General features: G+C 70.4%; 14 protein-coding genes. 7 read left to right on the top strand and 7 right to left on the bottom strand.

Annotation, left to right across the window (positions count from 1 at the left end; all coding sequences use genetic code 11):
• Together CCL05_RS36795 and hutH are read left to right on the top strand one after the other, a co-directional pair.
• The coding region (locus tag CCL05_RS36795) for a GGDEF domain-containing protein (protein ID WP_086564986.1) at positions 1 to 742 on the top strand (742 nt) is incomplete at its 5' end.
• Between the two features lie 99 nt (positions 743 to 841).
• Complete coding sequence (hutH, locus tag CCL05_RS36790; RefSeq protein WP_086564985.1) at positions 842 to 2380, top strand: histidine ammonia-lyase; 1539 nt, start codon at positions 842 to 844, stop codon at positions 2378 to 2380.
• Between the two features lie 54 nt (positions 2381 to 2434).
• Here the strand turns inward: hutH and CCL05_RS36785 are convergent, their stop codons facing one another.
• On the bottom strand, positions 2435 to 2728 hold the full coding sequence (locus tag CCL05_RS36785) for a hypothetical protein (RefSeq protein ID WP_086564984.1): 294 nt from the start codon (positions 2726 to 2728) through the stop codon (positions 2435 to 2437).
• A gap of 130 nt (positions 2729 to 2858) precedes the next feature.
• Here CCL05_RS36785 and CCL05_RS36780 point away from each other — a divergent pair, with 130 nt between their 5' ends.
• The 3 genes from CCL05_RS36780 to CCL05_RS36770 all read left to right on the top strand — a co-directional run bounded on the left by CCL05_RS36780 (position 2859) and on the right by CCL05_RS36770 (position 8349).
• Positions 2859 to 3191 (top strand): hypothetical protein, encoded by a 333-nt coding sequence (locus tag CCL05_RS36780; protein ID WP_167409686.1) that lies wholly within the window; start codon positions 2859 to 2861, stop codon positions 3189 to 3191.
• A gap of 276 nt (positions 3192 to 3467) precedes the next feature.
• Positions 3468 to 4718, top strand: a complete 1251-nt coding sequence (locus tag CCL05_RS36775) for a L,D-transpeptidase (protein ID WP_086564987.1) — start codon at positions 3468 to 3470, stop codon at positions 4716 to 4718.
• A 316-nt stretch (positions 4719 to 5034) separates the two neighbouring features.
• Positions 5035 to 8349: a S8 family peptidase gene (locus CCL05_RS36770; RefSeq protein WP_086564982.1), complete on the top strand. Its 3315-nt coding sequence runs from the start codon at positions 5035 to 5037 to the stop codon at positions 8347 to 8349.
• Positions 8350 to 8411: 62 nt separating this feature from the next.
• Here the strand turns inward: CCL05_RS36770 and CCL05_RS36765 are convergent, their stop codons facing one another.
• Entirely contained in the window at positions 8412 to 9332 is a 921-nt protein-coding gene (locus CCL05_RS36765) for a helix-turn-helix transcriptional regulator (protein ID WP_086564981.1), read from the bottom strand.
• 178 nt (positions 9333 to 9510) lie between these two features.
• Here CCL05_RS36765 and CCL05_RS36760 point away from each other — a divergent pair, with 178 nt between their 5' ends.
• Both CCL05_RS36760 and CCL05_RS36755 read left to right on the top strand, forming a co-directional pair.
• Positions 9511 to 10551, top strand: coding sequence for an NAD(P)-dependent alcohol dehydrogenase (locus CCL05_RS36760; RefSeq protein WP_086564980.1), 1041 nt, complete (start codon positions 9511 to 9513; stop codon positions 10549 to 10551).
• 107 nt (positions 10552 to 10658) lie between these two features.
• Entirely contained in the window at positions 10659 to 11042 is a 384-nt protein-coding gene (locus CCL05_RS36755; RefSeq protein WP_086564979.1) for a VOC family protein, read from the top strand.
• A 12-nt stretch (positions 11043 to 11054) separates the two neighbouring features.
• Here CCL05_RS36755 and CCL05_RS36750 read toward each other — a convergent pair whose 3' ends face one another.
• From CCL05_RS36750 to CCL05_RS36730, 5 genes are all read right to left on the bottom strand, one after another.
• Positions 11055 to 11963, bottom strand: a complete 909-nt coding sequence (locus CCL05_RS36750; protein WP_086564978.1) for a DUF5829 family protein — start codon at positions 11961 to 11963, stop codon at positions 11055 to 11057.
• Between the two features lie 77 nt (positions 11964 to 12040).
• Entirely contained in the window at positions 12041 to 12721 is a 681-nt protein-coding gene (locus CCL05_RS36745) for a DUF4389 domain-containing protein (RefSeq protein WP_086564977.1), read from the bottom strand.
• Positions 12722 to 12822: 101 nt separating this feature from the next.
• Positions 12823 to 13968, bottom strand: coding sequence for an AI-2E family transporter (locus CCL05_RS36740; protein WP_425275970.1), 1146 nt, complete (start codon positions 13966 to 13968; stop codon positions 12823 to 12825).
• 66 nt (positions 13969 to 14034) lie between these two features.
• On the bottom strand, positions 14035 to 14703 hold the full coding sequence (gene msrA / locus CCL05_RS36735) for a peptide-methionine (S)-S-oxide reductase MsrA (protein ID WP_086564975.1): 669 nt from the start codon (positions 14701 to 14703) through the stop codon (positions 14035 to 14037).
• A 132-nt stretch (positions 14704 to 14835) separates the two neighbouring features.
• Complete coding sequence (locus CCL05_RS36730; protein WP_086564974.1) at positions 14836 to 15957, bottom strand: hypothetical protein; 1122 nt, start codon at positions 15955 to 15957, stop codon at positions 14836 to 14838.
• Between the last annotated feature and the right edge of the window lie 57 nt (positions 15958 to 16014).

The following is a 16014-nucleotide window of genomic DNA, read 5'->3' as shown; positions in this document are numbered from 1 at the left end:
GGGCTCCCCGGCCGGCCGGGCCTGGTGCGAGCTGTACGAGGCCCGGCCGGCCGGGGAGCCCGTCTTCGAGCGGGCCGACGCCGACTTCGCCACCGTCCTGGCCGCCGTCGTCGCCGCCGGCATCGCCCAGACCGAGCGGCTGGAGGAGGCCCGGCGCCTCGCGTTCACCGACGCGCTGACGGGACTGGCCAACCGCCGCGCCGTCGATGTACGCCTGGAGCAGGCGATCGAGCGGCACCGCGGGGACGGAGCCGTCGTCAGCCTCGTCGTCTGTGACCTGAACGGGCTCAAGCGGGTCAACGACACCCACGGGCACGCCGCCGGCGACCGGCTCCTGGAGCGTTTCGGCTCGGTGCTGTCGCTGTGCGGGGCCATGCTGCCGGGGGCTCTCGCGGCACGGCTCGGCGGGGACGAGTTCTGTCTGCTCGCGGTCGGGCCGTCCGCCGACCAGGTCGTGAAGGCGGCCGGCGAACTGTGCCGCCGGGCGGCGGAGTTGGAGCTCGGGGACGGCGTGGCCTGCGGGGTCGCGTCCACCGAGGATCCGATCGGGCCGGTGCGCTCGGCCCGGCGGCTGTTCCGGCTCGCCGACGCGGCCCAGTACCGGGCGAAGGCCGAGCGGTCCACGCGGCCGGTCGTCGCCGGCCGGGCCGGGCCCGACGACCCCGTCGTGCGGCTCGCGGACGAGCCGTCCCAGGAGACCGACGGCGAGCGCCGGCGCTTCCGCGGGCGGCACGCGCCCTAGCCGGGTGAGCCGGCGCGCGTGTGACCTATCGGTAAGGGGTGAACCGGGCCCCCAGTGGTGACATCATCGAATTCACTGCGTACGCTCCTGAATATGGATATGCACACTGTGGTGGTGGGGACGTCCGGGGTGACCGCGTCCGACGTGCTCGCCGTGGCGCGCGGCGGCGCCCGCGTCCAGCTCTCCGAGGAGGCGCTGGCCGCCCTCGCCGCGGCCCGCGAGATCGTGGACGCGCTGGCGGCCAAGCCCGATCCCGTGTACGGCGTGAGCACCGGCTTCGGGGCCCTGGCGACCCGGCACATCAGCCCCGAGCTGCGCGCACAGCTCCAGCGCAACATCGTCCGCTCGCACGCCGCCGGCATGGGGCCGAGCGTGGAGCGGGACGTCGTACGGGCCCTGATGTTCCTGCGGCTGAAGACGGTCTGCTCCGGGCACACCGGCGTACGGCCCGAGGTCGCGCAGACCATGGCCGACCTCCTCAACGCCGGGATCACCCCGGTCGTGCACGAGTACGGCTCCCTCGGCTGCTCCGGCGACCTCGCGCCGCTGTCCCACTGCGCCCTCGCGCTCATGGGGGAGGGCGACGCCGAGGGCCCCGACGGTGTCGTACGCCCGGCCGCCGAACTCCTCGCCGCGCACGGCATCCAGCCCGTCGAACTGCGCGAGAAGGAAGGCCTCGCCCTCCTCAACGGCACCGACGGCATGCTCGGCATGCTGGTCATGGCCCTGGCCGATCTGGACACGCTCTACCGGTCCGCCGACGTCACGGCCGCGCTGTCGCTGGAGGCCCTGCTCGGCACCGACAAGGTCCTCGCCCCCGAGCTGCACGCCATCCGGCCGCACCCGGGGCAGGCCGCCAGTGCCGCCAACATGCTGGCCGTGCTGAAGGGTTCGGGCCTGACCGGGCATCACCAGGGCGACGCGCCGCGCGTCCAGGACGCCTACTCGGTGCGCTGCGCCCCGCAGGTCGCCGGGGCCGGGCGGGACACCATGGCCCACGCCCGGTTGGTCGCCGACCGCGAGCTGGCCGCCGCGGTGGACAACCCCGTCGTGCTGTCCGACGGGCGCGTGGAGTCCAACGGCAACTTCCATGGCGCGCCGGTCGCCTACGTTCTGGACTTCCTCGCCGTCGCTGTCGCCGACCTCGGCTCCATCGCCGAGCGGCGCACCGACCGGCTGCTCGACAAGAACCGCAGCCACGGCCTGCCGCCGTTCCTCGCCGACGACGCCGGTGTGGACTCGGGCCTGATGATCGCTCAGTACACCCAGGCCGCGCTGGTGAGCGAGCTGAAGCGGCTCGCCGTACCGGCGTCCGCCGACTCGATCCCGTCCTCCGCCATGCAGGAGGACCACGTCTCGATGGGCTGGTCGGCGGCGCGCAAGCTGCGCACGGCCGTCGACAACCTCACCCGGGTCCTGGCCGTCGAGCTGTACGCCGCCACGCGCGCGATCGAACTGCGCGAGGGGCTGACCCCGGCGCCGGCGACACGGGCGGTCATCGACGCCCTGCGGGGAGCGGGAGTTCAGGGTCCGGGACCGGACCGGTTCCTGGCACCCGACCTGGCCGCGGCGGACGCGTTCGTGCGCGACGGGCGGCTGCTGGCCGCGGTGGAGACGGTCACCGGCCCGCTTCAGTAGGCAGGAGGAGGCAGCCCGGGCCCCGTCACGCGGCGGGGCCCGAGCGCGTGAACGTCAGAAACCGAGCCGTTCCCGGCGGACCGAGTACGCGACGAAGCCCGCGCCCAGCGTGAGGAAGAACGTGCCGCCGATGACGTACGGCGTGCTGTCGAAGCTGCCCGTGTCGGCGAGGCGGGTGCCGGTGACGGAGTCGCCCGCGGTCGTGGCCGCGATCCGCGCCTGCTCCGTGACCTGCGGCGACGGGCTCGCCGCGACCGCGTCTCTCACCGGCGAGTTTGACGTCGCGTTGGCGGACGGGACGAACCACAGGGCGCCCAGCAGGGTCGCCGCGGCGGTGGCGGTCAACAACGGACGGCGAGCGGATGACACGGAATATCGATCCCCTTGTGGCGCTGGCGAATTGGCCGTGTGGGGCGATGTTAGTGAAAGTCGCGGGTCACGGGAAAGTCACGGGAGGCCCTGGACGTACGCTCGCGCCATGAGCACTCCAGAGACATCACGTTTTGTCCGGCTTCGGGTGGAACTCGTTCTCGAGGTCCAGGACGCGGACGGGATCACCAAGGCCGCGCTGCGCCGGATCGCCGACGACGGTGAGATGCCGGCGGCGGAGCGGACCCAGGGCGAGGCCGCTGTGACGGAAGACACTGCCGAGGCCCTCGCGTACCTCGTCGACCCGTTCGACCTGGTCAGCCAGGTGCCGGGGGTCGAGCTCCAGCAGGCCTCCTGGAGCAGCGAGCGGATCGATTACGACCCCGATGCGCCGGACTGGGACCTCGACGAGGATGATGTCGACGACGACAGTGACAACTGAGGCGCTTGAGAAAACAGTGACCCCGGGCGGCAACCGTCGTCCGGGGTCACTGCGTCTCAAGCGGCGCACCGCCCTGAGCCGCACCGTCCGCGCCCGTGTGCCGCGGACGGGCGCGGACGTGGTGATCCCCACACGTGCGCGACATGGGGAACCGGACCGACCGGCCGTAGCGTTGAACGTTCCGGATGAGGACTCACGAGTCCTGACGGGGGCACTTGGACTGCGACGGGGACACTCGGGGTTTTGGGGAAATCGGCAACGATGGAGAAGCGTGTGATGACGGTCAGTAAGCGGCGCAAGGGCCTGACGGTCGCGTCCGCTCTGCTCGGCGGAGTGCTGGTGCTCTCGGCCTGTTCCGGCGGCGATGACAACGCCTCCGGGAGCGACAGCGGCGGCAGCTCCCAGTCGAAGGTCGACGAGGCCGCGGCCGAGAAGGCGTCCAAGGCCCAGATCAAGATCACACCCGAGGACGGCTCCGACAACGCCTCCATCAACAACTCCGCAGCCGTCACGGTGAGCAAGGGCACGCTCACGAGCGTCAAGATGACGACGTCCGAGGGCGCGGAGGTCAGCGGCCAGATATCCGCCGACAAGACCAGCTGGAAGCCCAGCACGCAGCTGGAGCGCTCCACCACCTACAAGCTGGCGGCGGAGGCGAAGGACTCCGACGGCCGCGTCGCCCACGAGAACGCCTCGTTCACCACGGTCTCCCCGGCCAACAGCTTCATCGGCAGCTTCACCCCGGACGACGGCACCACCGTCGGCGTCGGCATGCCGGTCTCGATCAACTTCGACAAGGCGATCACCAACAAGGCCGCCGTCCAGAAGGGCATCAAGGTCAGCACGACCAGTGGCCAGGAGGTCGCCTGCCACTGGTTCAACGCCAACCGCATGGACTGCCGCCCCGAGGACTACTGGAAGGAAGGCTCCACCGTCACGCTGAAGCTCGCGCTCGACGGTGTCGAGGGAGCCAAGGGCGTCTTCGGCGTCCAGCAGAAGACGGTCACCTTCAAGATCGGCCGCAACCAGGTCTCGTACGTCGACGCGAAGACCAAGCAGATGAAGATCACGCAGGACGGCAAGGTCGTCCGGACGATCCCGATCTCCGCCGGCTCGCCTCAGAACAAGACATACGAGGGCGTCATGGTGATGTCCGAGAAGTTCAAGGAGACGCGCATGAACGGCGCGACCGTGGGCTTCACGGACGACGACGGCAAGGGCGAGTACGACATCAAGGACGTGCCGCACGCCATCCGCCTGTCCAGCTCGGGCACGTTCATCCACGGCAACTACTGGGGCGCGAAGTCCATCTTCGGCAACGTGAACACGAGCCACGGCTGCGTCGGTCTCCAGGACGCGAAGGGCGCGAACGACCCGAACACCCCGGGCGCGTGGTTCTACAACAACTCGATGATCGGTGACGTGGTGGTCGTCGAGAACACCGGCGACAAGACCGTCGCGCCGGACAACGGCCTGAACGGCTGGAACATGAACTGGGCCGACTGGAAGGCCGGTTCGGCGGTCTGACGACTCGGCAGCCGCACGCGAGACGAGCCGCCGCCCTGCCCCGATCCCGGGGGCGGGCGGCGGCTCGCCTTTGTGTGCGACCGTGTCAAGGAGAACACGCGTGCTCAATCGCCTTCCCCTGTAACGGAGTTCCGGCAGCCGTGTAACAGCCTGCCGACGGATTTCTTACCGCCCTCTCAACTATTGAGTGACTGATCACCCCTCGGCATACTGCGTATTTCCGGGGGGTGTACGTCCATGCGTACGAGACCGCCCCCGGCCGGGTGAACGGGGAATTCGCCCGGTACTTCTGCAAGGGGGAAACTTGCGCAGACAAGTGAAAAGGGCGTGCGCGGCCACGGTCGCCACAGCTGCAGCCGTGGCCCTGGCGGCGGGCATGACCAGCCCGGCGTCGGCGAACGGCGAGCAGACGACCGCAGTCGCGAAGCAGGCGTCGGTCACCGCCAAGCACCGCATCACACTGATCACGGGTGACCGGGTCGTCCTGGACGCCAAGGGCCGGGTCATCGGCCTGGAGCGGGCCAAGGGACGCGAGGACATACCCGTCCAGGTCCGCAAGCTCGACGGCCACACGCTCGTGATCCCGGCCGACGCGGCCCGCCTGGTCGCCACCGGCAAGCTCGACCAGCGGCTGTTCGACGTCACCGAGCTCAACAAGTCCGCGACCCGCAAGGCCCAGAAGAAGGGCCTGAAGGTCATCGTCGGCTACCAGGGCAGCGCCGCGGCCACCAAGGCCGACGTCCGCGACGCGGGCCGGCTGAGCCACGCTCTGAAGACCGTGAACGCGGATGCCGTCCAGACGCCGCAGGAGGACGCGCCCGAGCTGTGGGACGCGGTCACCAACGGCGACAAGACCGCCTCCGGCATCGCGCACGTCTGGCTCGACGGCGTCCGCAAGGCCAGCCTCGACAAGTCCGTCCCGCAGATCGGCGCCCCCAAGGCGTGGGCCGCCGGCTACGACGGCAAGGGCGTGAAGATCGCCGTCCTGGACACCGGTGTCGACGCCACCCACCCCGACCTCAAGGGGCAGGTGATCGACGCCAAGAACTTCACCACCTCGCCCGACACCTCCGACAAGGTCGGCCACGGAACGCACGTCGCCTCCATCGCGGCCGGTACCGGCGCGAAGTCCGGCGGCAAGTACAAGGGTGTCGCGCCCGGCGCGAAGATCATCAACGGCAAGGTGCTCGACGACGGCGGATTCGGCAGCGACTCCGAGGTCCTCGCCGGCATCGAGTGGGCCGCCGCGGAGGGCGCCGACGTCGTCAACATGAGCCTGGGCGGCGGCGACACGCCCGCGATCGACCCGCTGGAAGCGGCGGTGAACAAGCTGTCCGAGGAGAAGGGCATCCTGTTCGCCATCGCCGCCGGCAACGAGGGCGACTTCGGCGAGCAGACCATCGGCTCCCCGGGCAGCGCCGCCGCGGCCCTGACCGTCGGCGCGGTCGACGACAAGGACGTGCTGGCCGACTTCTCCAGCCGCGGCCCCGGCCTGGACGGCGCCCTCAAGCCCGACGTGACCGCGCCCGGCGTGGACATCACCGCGGCCTCCGCCCCGGGCAACCAGATAGCCCAGGAGGTCGGCGAGAAGCCGGCCGGCTACATGACGATCTCCGGCACGTCGATGGCGACCCCGCATGTCGCGGGCGCGGCGGCGATCCTCAAGCAGCAGCACCCGGCGTGGAAGTACGCCGAGCTGAAGGGCGCCCTCACCGGCTCCACGAAGGGCGGCGCGTACACGCCGTTCCAGCAGGGTTCGGGCCGGATTCAGGTCGACAAGGCCATCAAGCAGTCCGTGATCGCCAACCCGTCCTCGGTGAGCTTCGGCGTCCAGCAGTGGCCGCACACCGACGACAAGCCGGTCACCAAGGAACTGACGTACCGCAACCTCGGTACGAAGGACGTCACGCTGAAGCTGGCGTCGACCGCCACCGACCCGAAGGGCAAGGCCGCCCCGGCCGGCTTCTTCAAGCTCGGCGCCACCTCGGTGACCGTCCCGGCCGGCGGCAAGGCCTCCGTCCCGTTCACCGTGAACACCAAGCTGGGCGGCACGCTCGACGGCGCCTACTCGTCGTACGTGACGGCGACGGGCGGCGGCCAGACCGTCCGCACGGCCGCCGCGGTGCAGCGCGAGGTCGAGTCGTACGACGTCACGCTGAAGTTCCTCGACCGTGACGGCAAGCCCGCCAGTAACTACAGTGCCGACCTGGCCGCCGTCTCGGGCCTGGGCGAGGGCAAGTTCTACTCGCCGTACGACGCGGACGGCACCGTCACCACCCGGGTGCCCAAGGGCGGTTACGTCCTCAACACCAACGTCTACGTGGGTGACGACCCCGAGAAGTTCCAGGGCGCCGACTGGCTCGCCCAGCCCAAGCTGAACGTCACCAAGAACACGACGATCACGCTGGACGCCCGCACGGCCAAGCCGGTGGACATCACCGTGCCGGACAAGGCCGTCAAGTCGGAGTTCGCCTCGGCCGACTACACGGTCGAGACGAAGGACTCCAGCTACGGCTTCGGCTGGATCCTCGACTCCTACGCCGACATCCGCACCGCGCACGTCGGCCCGCAGATCACCGACGGCTCCGTGACCCAGCAGTGGGACGGCCACTGGACCAAGGGTGACAAGGAGGAGTACGACGTCACCGGCGGCGGCAAGGTCAAGCAGCTCGCCACCGGCTACACCAAGCACTACAAGGCGAGCGAGCTCGCCACGGTGAAGGCCGGCCTCGGTGCTGCGGCCAAGGGCAAGAAGGGTTCCATCAGCGCCGTCGGCTGGATGCCGTGGAGCAACGGAGCCTCCTCGATCGGCATCCCGCAGACCCTGCCCAGCACGCGGACGCTGCACCTGTCCACCGCGGGCGGCGTGCAGTGGCAGATGGAGTTCTCCCAGTACGGCGGTGTCGACGCGGACGGCTTCCCGGTCGACGAGGCCGGCTACACGCTGGGCACGCAGAAGTTCGCCGCCGGCAAGACGTACTCGAAGACCGTCAACACGGCCGTCTTCGGACCGCGTCTCAACGCCGACTTCGGCCTCTTCCGCGAGGACAACCAGATCTACGGCTCCCTGCCGCTGTTCGCGGACGGCAAGGGCAACGCGGGCTACTCGACCTTCTCGGCGGTCGACACGACGCTGTACCGCAACGGCAAGAAGGTCGGCAGCAACAACGACCCGCTGTTCGGCGAGAAGCCGTTCAAGGTCCCGGCCGGTGACGCCGAGTACAAGCTGACGACGTCGGTCAAGCGCAGCGTCAAGGTCGCGGCGGCCTCCACCCGCATCGACGCGAGCTGGACGTTCCGCTCGAAGAAGGTCTCCGGCATCAAGCAGCTGCCCGCCTCCACGGTCCGCTTCAACGCGGCCACCGGCCTGGACAGCAAGGTCCCGGCCGGCAAGACGGTCAGCGTCCCGGTCACCGTCGAGGGCGCGGCCAAGGGCAGCAACCTGAAGTCGCTGTCGGTCTACGTGTCGTACGACTACGGCAAGACCTGGAAGAAGCTCACGGTCACCAAGGGCAAGGTCAGCGTCAAGAACCCGGCGAAGGGGAAGGCCATCTCCTTCCACGCCAAGATCGCCGACAAGAAGGGCAACAAGTCGACGATCTCGATCTACAACGCGTACTACGGCAAGTAGGCCGTAGGGAACGCTCGTCGGCGGCCCGTCGGAAGCCTCGGCTTCCGGCGGGCCGTCGCCGTTCACCGGGTCGGCGTACCGCTCCCCGCCCGGGTCGCGTCCGCGCCCCAGCTCGCCAGCAGCCGCAGCGCCTCCGCCGACGGGGAGTCCGGCTCCGCGTGGTAGGTGATCAGGGACTGCTCGCCGTCGTCGACCAGGCGGAACGTCTCGAAGGACAGGGCCAGGTCGCCGACCAGCGGGTGCCGCATCCGCTTCACGCCGTAGCTCTTCTCCTTGACGTCGTGCGCGGCCCACAGCCGGCGGAACTCCTCGCTCTTCACGGAGAGTTCCCCCACCAGGGCGGACAGCCGCGGGTCGTCCGGATGGCAGCCGGCGTCCATGCGCAGATAGCCGACGATGTCCGACGCCTTCTGGTCCCACTCGACGAACAGCTCGCGGTAGTCGGGCCTGAGGAACACCAGCCGCGCCCAGTTCCGCTCCGGCGCCGGCAGCTCCGCCCAGTCGCCGAAGAGGGCCGCGGCCATCCGGTTCCAGGCCAGGATGTCCGAGCGGCGCCCGACGACGTACGCCGGGACGGCGTCGATCGAGTCCAGCAGGTGCCGCAACGCCGGCCGCACATGCTGGGCCCGCGACGCCTGCTTCTTCTTGTGCTGCTTCGGCTTCGCCAGATGCGTCAGGTGGGCGTGCTCGGCGCCGGTCAGCCGCAGGGCGCGTGCGATCGCGTCCAGCACCTCCGCCGAGACGTTGCGCCCGTTGCCCTGCTCCAGGCGTGTGTAGTACGCCACGGACACCCCGGCCAGCTGGGCCAGCTCCTCGCGGCGCAGCCCGGGCACCCGCCGCCGCCCGAAGTCGGGCAGCCCCACGTCCTCCGGCTTCAGCCGGGCACGCCGGGTGCGCAGGAACTCACTGAGCTCGGCACGCCGGTCCAGGCCCCCGCCGGTCTGCGGTGCGGGCTCCTGTACGGGTTCGGGCTGTTCGTCCATGCCTCCAGTATTCACGGTCGTACGCACACGAGCCTGACCCCGCCAGTGGTACGCACGCTGTGCGTACGCAAAACCGTGGCCTGGGTAGAAGCTCGCGGGTTTGGCACGCTCGGGATCGTGCCCGGTCAGAACATCCAGAAGGCAGCCGGGCACGGAACCTGCTAGGAGAACCCCCGGCATGACCACTGTTGCTGCGTACGCCGCCCCCGCGCCCAAGGCTCCGCTGGAGCGCACCACCATCGAGCGCCGCGAGGTCGGCGAGTTCGACGTCCTGATCGACATCAAGTTCGCCGGTATCTGTCACTCCGACATCCACCAGGCCCGCGAGGGCTGGGGTGAGGCGATCTTCCCGATGGTCCCCGGCCACGAGATCGCCGGTGTCGTCTCCGAGGTCGGCTCGGGCGTCACGAAGTTCGCCGTCGGCGACCGCGTGGGCGTCGGCTGCATGGTCGACTCCTGCCGCGAGTGCGAGAACTGCAAGGCCGGCCGTGAGCAGTACTGCGTGAAGGGCAACGTCCCGACGTACAACGGCATCGGCAAGGACGGCGAGCCCACCTACGGCGGCTACTCGCAGAAGGTCGTCGTCGACCAGGACTTCGTCGTCCGCATCCCCGACGGCCTCTCCCTCGACGTCGCCGCGCCGCTGCTGTGCGCCGGCATCACCCTCTACTCCCCGCTCAAGCGCTTCGGCGCCGGCCCCGGCAAGAAGGTCGCGATCGTGGGCCTCGGCGGCCTCGGCCACATGGGCGTGAAGATCGCCCACGCGCTGGGCGCCGAGGTGACCGTGCTGTCGCAGTCCCTGCGCAAGCAGGAGGACGGCCTGAAGCTGGGCGCGGACCACTACTACGCCACCAGCGACCCGAAGACCTTCGAGGAGCTGGCCGGCACCTTCGACCTGATCGTCTCCACGGTCTCGGCGCCGCTGGACTTCGGCGCCTACCTCTCGCTGCTGAAGACCGAGGGCACGCTGGCCAACGTCGGCGCCCCCGAGGAGCCCATCTCCCTGAACCTCTTCTCGGTGATCGGCGGCGGCAAGTCCCTCGCCGGTTCCATGATCGGCGGCATCGCGGAGACCCAGGAGATGCTGGACTTCTGCGCCGAGCACGGCCTCGGTGCCGAGATCGAGCTGATCCGCGGTGACCAGATCAACGAGGCGTACGAGCGGGTGGTCGCCAGCGACGTGCGCTACCGGTTCGTGATCGACACGGCGACGATCTGATCCGTACCGCCCCGTGAGGGCCCCGGCCGCGTGCCGGGGCCCTCAGCGCCGTCCGGACAGCCACCGCGGGTACGGCCGTATGGTGGATGGGGAGGGGAGGCCCCGCCATGACCGTGCAGCTGAACCACACCATCGTCGTCGCGCACGACAAGCGCGCGTCGGCCCGGTTCCTCGCCGACATCCTGGGACTGGACGTGAGCCCGCCCTACGGCCCGTTCCTCCCGGTCGAGATCTCCAACGGCGTGACGCTCGACTACATGGACAGCCCCGGCGCCATCACGCCGCAGCACTACGCCTTCCTCGTCTCGGAGGAGGAGTTCGACCAGATCTTCGCCCGGATCCAGGAGGCCGGTCTGACGTACTGGGCGGATCCGTTCCACAGCCGTCCCGGCGAGATCAACCACCACGACGGCGGCCGGGGGGCGTACTTCGACGACCCCGACGGCCACCGCCTGGAGATCATCACGCGGCCGTACGGCAGCGGCGGCTGAGCCTTCGGGCCCCTAGGCCCCGTCCTGGTCGCCGAAGGTCCACACGGCGCGGGACCCCGGGCCGACGACGAGGGCCGAGTGGCCGATCCGCTCCTCGTGCCGGTACGACACCGGCCTGTTCAGCGACATCTCGACCTGCCGCAGGCCCACCTGGTCGAGCGGCACGGCGTCGAACCGCAGCGTGGTGCCGCCGCCCTTCGCGACGGCGCCCCCGCCGGGCAGGGACCGGACGGCGAACCCGCCGGCCTTCAGCAGCGGCAGCGTGCTTTCGAGGTCCCGTGCGGTGACCGCGAGCCGGATGCCGGTCACGTCCCGCATCAGGTGGTCCCGGTAGCCGTCGGACAGATAACGCTCCCGGCCCACGTCGCCGGGGTACGCGGCGGGCTCGGTGTTGCCGCGCGGGTCGGCGAAGTACTCCGGCCGGTACTCCATGCCCCAGGCGCCGAAGAGGTCGTACTCCTCGGTGGTGAGGACGGCGTCGAACCAGGGCACCGGGACGCCGTCGCCGAAGTCGCGGGTCTGCCGGAACTCGACGGGGTCGCTGATCCCCAGCTCGCGCAGCCGCGCGGTCACCGTCGCCAGGTCGCCTTCCCGCTCGGCCGAGACGCCCAAGCCGGTGGCGCCGAGGGTGCCGTCCTTGCCGGGGACGTCGCCGATCCCGAACAGCTCGAGGTAGGTCTCGCGGCCCATGAGGTAGCGGCCGGTCCAGGTCTGGCCGCCGGAACCGGTCGTGGTGCGGACCTGGAAGTTCGCGAAGTCCCGCAGATAGGCGGAGTGCTCGATGGCGTCGGCGGTCTCCCGGTCGAGGACGCCATAGGCGTGGTTGTAGAACAGGAGCTGCCGCCCGCCGTCCTCGGCATGCGCGGAGCTCACCCCGCCCTGGACCGCCCCCGCGAGGGCCAGGGCGACGACCATGATCATCTGTAATGCTCGTCTGACCGTCATGCGGAGGAGCGTAAAGCGGGAAGAATCGCTTCCGCTGAGGATTGCGGCGTTTGTCAGGGACTCTTGGTCAGCGGGCCTCGGTCAGGGGACTCCTGCCCGCCCATGTCGAGGCGGAACGGCGGGTACTGGTCGGTCATCAGGGCGGCGTACGCGGTCACCCGGGCACACCAGCGGGCGAGGCCGAGCAGGAAGTCGAAGAGGTGCCGCGGATAGCGGGCGGTGAACAGCAGGACGACCACCGCGACCAGCGAGAGGAAGGGCATCAGCCCCGTGCCCCGCCAGCCGTCCCCGTCGTCCCAGCCCCAGCCGCCGCCCACGAACATCGCGACGACGATGTACTGCGGGATCGCCAGCAGCCACCACTTGACCAGCACCAGGCCGCGCGAGAGCCGCTCGGGGTGGGCGACGTCCAAGTGGGCCGGATAGTCGGGCACGTCGGCGAGGGTGAACGGCGGGTACCGGTCGGTGCCGAGCGCGGTGTGGGCGTAGTAGGTGACCCGCCAGTTCCACCGCAGTACGCCGACGTTGAAGTCGAAGAGGGGCCGGGGGTACCGGGCGGTGAACAGGATGGCGAAGAACGCGACGACGGTCACGAGGACGAACGCGATCCACAGGAAGAACAGCACGATGTAGTGCGGGATGGCGAGCAGCCACTTCACCAGCCACAGCCATCGGGACAACCGGGCGTCGACGGACGCCTCGAGACGCACGGGCGACGTGGTGACAGAAACCATGGGGCGGCACTCCCTTCGCTTGCAGGCTCGCAAGCCAGGAGGGGCCCCGCGACCTGGGCGGGGCCGTTCGCGCGCCGGGGCCGTTCGTGTGTGCGGGTCCGTTACGACGGGACGGGCGCGGCGCTGTCCGGCTCGTCGGTGCCGTCCGGTGCACCGGTGCCGTCGGGTTCGTCGGCGTCGTCGTCCGGTTCCTGCGGCGGATCGCCGAGCTGCTCGCGCACGTAGTTCCAGACCACCGCGATCAGCGCGGCGACGGGCACGGCGAGCAGGCTGCCCACGATGCCGGCCAGGCTGCCGCCCAGCGTCACCGCCAGCAGCACCACGGCAGCGTGCAGGCCCAGCCCCCGGCTCTGGATCATGGGCTGGAAGACATTGCCCTCCAGCTGCTGCACCACGACGATGATGATCAGGACGATCAGCGCGTCCGTCAGGCCGTTGGAGACGAGCGCGATGAGGACCGCGACGAAGCCCGCGAACAGGGCGCCGATGATCGGCACGAACGCGGACACGAAGGTCAGTACCGCCAGCGGGAGCACCAGCGGTACGCCCAGGATCCACAGGCCCAGTCCGATCAGGACGGCGTCGAGCAGGCCCACGGCCGCCTGGGAGCGTACGAAGGCGCCCAGCGTGTTCCAGCCGCGCTCGAACACCGTGGGGACGTCGGCGGCGAGCCGGCCGGGCAGCTGACGGGAGAGCCACGGCAGGAACCGCGGGCCGTCCTTGAGGAAGAAGAACATCAGGAAGAGGGCGAGAACGGCGGTGACCAAGCCGTTCACCACGGTGCTCACCCCGGTGACCACCGCGCCGACCATGCTGCCGACGCCCTCCTGAGCGCGGGAGACCGCGCTGTCGAAGGCCTTGTTGATCTGGGCGTCACCGATGTTCAACGGCGGCCCGGCGGCCCACTCGCGCATCTTCTGGATGCCCTCGACCACGCCGTCGGTCAGCTGACCGGACTGGGACGCCACGGGCACGGCGATCAGCGCCACGGTACCCGCTGCGACCAGCAGGAACAGCACGGTCACCACCGACGCGGCGAGCGCGGGCGGCCACCCGCGCCGACGCAGGAAACGGGCCGCGGGCCAGGTCAGCGTGGTCAGCAGCAACCCGACGACGAGCGGCCACACCACCGACCACATCCGCCCCAGCAGCCACAACGCCACTGCCAGCATCGCGAGCACCAGCAGCAGCTCTGCGGAGACGCGGGCGGATATCCGGAGCGCGTCACGGGTCTTCGTGGAACTCAGGGGCGCAGTCACGCAGGCACCCTATTGCCACCGAGTCCCTTCTCGTGCAGGCGGTGACGCCGGTCGTCAGCCCTCGGCCTCGGCCACGCCGATCGGGCAGGACACGCCCGTACCGCCGATGCCGCAGTAACCCGCCGGATTCTTGTCCAGGTACTGCTGGTGGTAGCCCTCCGCCGGGTAGAACGGGCGGCCCTCCGCCGGGACGATCTCCGTGGTGATCTCGCCGTGGCCGGAAGCGGTGAGGACCTTCTGGTAGGAGTCGCGGGAGGACTTGGCGACGGCCGCCTGCTCGGGGGTGTGGGTGTAGATCGCCGAGCGGTACTGCGTGCCCACGTCGTTGCCCTGGCGGAAGCCCTGCGTGGGGTCGTGCGACTCCCAGAACGTCTTCAGGAGGCGCTCGTACGAGATCAGCTCGGGGTCGTAGACCACGCGGACGACCTCCGTGTGGCCGGTCAGGCCCGAGCAGACCTCCTCGTAGGTGGGGTTCTCCGTGTGACCGCCCTGGTAGCCGGCCAGAGTCGTCCACACCCCTGCCGGGAGCTGCCAGAACTTGCGCTCGGCACCCCAGAAGCAGCCCAGGCCGAAATCGGCGGTCTCCAGGCCCTCGGGGTAGGGACCGAGCAGCGGGTTGCCGAGAACGGTGTGGCGGTCGGGGACCGAGAACGCCGGCTCCGGGCGGCCGGGCAGCGCCTGCTCGGGAGTCGGCAGCTGGGGCGTACGGCTGTGCAGGAACATGCGGTCTCCAATCGGCGCGACACCCACGCGGGGGCGACACCCTGTTCAACGTGCGGGGACCGGGGGGAATTCCGGCCGGGGCCCTTCCCAGGGGTGATCCGAGCCGGTGCCCCGGTCCGCCTCGCCCGCGGGTCAGTGCGGGAGGCTCGCCGGGTTGCCGCCGTTCGCCTCGTAGCCCGCCACCGCCAGGGCCCGGTACACCGCGAACTCCGCCGCCGGGTCGGTGGACAGGGTCCAGGGCAGGGCGCCGACATGGCCGTCGATGTGCACCAGCTGGTTCATGGCCTCCGCCCAGCGCTCGCCGCGGACCAGGAAGAAGACCAGCATGTGCCGGACGTGCGCCAGCATCGGGTCGTCGGGGCGGGCCGAGTGCACCGCGTGCAGCGCGCCGTGGACCGCCTTCGTGACGACCTCGGTCTGCCAGAAGCTGCTGACCAGGGTCACCTCGGGGAGGTGCTCGAACACGGCGAAGAGGGGCATCGCCGCCAGGAGGGAGCCCTTGGGGGCACGGGCCGCGGCGGCCTCCGCGAACTCGTACGCCAGCGCACGCGAGCCGTGCCACTTCTCGCACCAGTAGTGCAGCGCGGCCAGGTGCGCTCCCATGTGGGCCGGGGCGCGGTCCAGGATCTTCAGCCAGAGCTGCTCGAAGTCCTTCTGGGAGTAGCCCAGCCCGCGGGCCACCGACAGCTCCACGATGTACGGGATCGAGTCGTCGGGCGCCAGCAGCGCCGCCTCACCGCACGCCGCCTTCGCCTCCTCCATGATGATCCGGAACTCGTCCGTCCCGGGCGTCGCCGTCCGCCACGCCTGCTGCACCAGGAACTCGGCGTGCACCGCGGCCCCGCCCGCGTCCTTGGGCGCCTCGGCCCGCCACACCCGCAGCCACTGCCCGCCCGGCGCCTCGCTCACCCCGCCGGGACGCTGTCGCAGCTCCAGCGAGGCCGCACCCGCGAAGGCCTGAACACGCTGCCAGCGGCGCTCGCCCTCCGTCTCCGTACCGGCGAGGAGCTGCTGCGCCGCGCGGTAGTCCTGCGTGCGCTGCACCACGTCCAGGACGTCCAGCAGGTCCTGGTCGGGACCGGGCATGCGGATGTCCAGCTCCTCCTCGCGGACGAAGCCGTAGTTCGCCGGGTCCGCGGCGTCCGGGTGGTCGGGAGAGACCAGCCCGATCGCGGTCCCGCGCCTGCGCCGCAGGAAGGGAAGCAGCACGAAGCCCAGCATCACCAGTGCGATCAGGACCCAGAGAATCTCCATGCGACAAGCGAACCAGACCGCGCCGACAATTGGCCAACCTGGTCCGCGATCCTGTGG

The organism is Streptomyces africanus, from assembly GCF_002150735.1.
Lineage (GTDB): Bacteria > Actinomycetota > Actinomycetes > Streptomycetales > Streptomycetaceae > Streptomyces > Streptomyces africanus.
This window is presented reverse-complemented; position numbering and strand designations above follow the sequence as displayed.

Excerpts from the sequence above, each read along its gene's own strand:
- hutH (WP_086564985.1), top strand. The coding sequence starts at position 842 with ATGCACACTGTGGTGGTGGGGACGTCCGGGGTGACCGCGTCCGACGTG.
- CCL05_RS36780 (WP_167409686.1), top strand. The coding sequence starts at position 2,859 with ATGAGCACTCCAGAGACATCACGTTTTGTCCGGCTTCGGGTGGAACTC.
- CCL05_RS36775 (WP_086564987.1), top strand. The coding sequence starts at position 3,468 with ATGACGGTCAGTAAGCGGCGCAAGGGCCTGACGGTCGCGTCCGCTCTG.
- CCL05_RS36765 (WP_086564981.1), bottom strand. The coding sequence starts at position 9,332 with ATGGACGAACAGCCCGAACCCGTACAGGAGCCCGCACCGCAGACCGGC.
- CCL05_RS36760 (WP_086564980.1), top strand. The coding sequence starts at position 9,511 with ATGACCACTGTTGCTGCGTACGCCGCCCCCGCGCCCAAGGCTCCGCTG.
- CCL05_RS36755 (WP_086564979.1), top strand. The coding sequence starts at position 10,659 with ATGACCGTGCAGCTGAACCACACCATCGTCGTCGCGCACGACAAGCGC.
- CCL05_RS36750 (WP_086564978.1), bottom strand. The coding sequence starts at position 11,963 with ATGATCATGGTCGTCGCCCTGGCCCTCGCGGGGGCGGTCCAGGGCGGG.
- CCL05_RS36745 (WP_086564977.1), bottom strand. The coding sequence starts at position 12,721 with ATGGTTTCTGTCACCACGTCGCCCGTGCGTCTCGAGGCGTCCGTCGAC.
- msrA (WP_086564975.1), bottom strand. The coding sequence starts at position 14,703 with ATGTTCCTGCACAGCCGTACGCCCCAGCTGCCGACTCCCGAGCAGGCG.
- CCL05_RS36730 (WP_086564974.1), bottom strand. The coding sequence starts at position 15,957 with ATGGAGATTCTCTGGGTCCTGATCGCACTGGTGATGCTGGGCTTCGTG.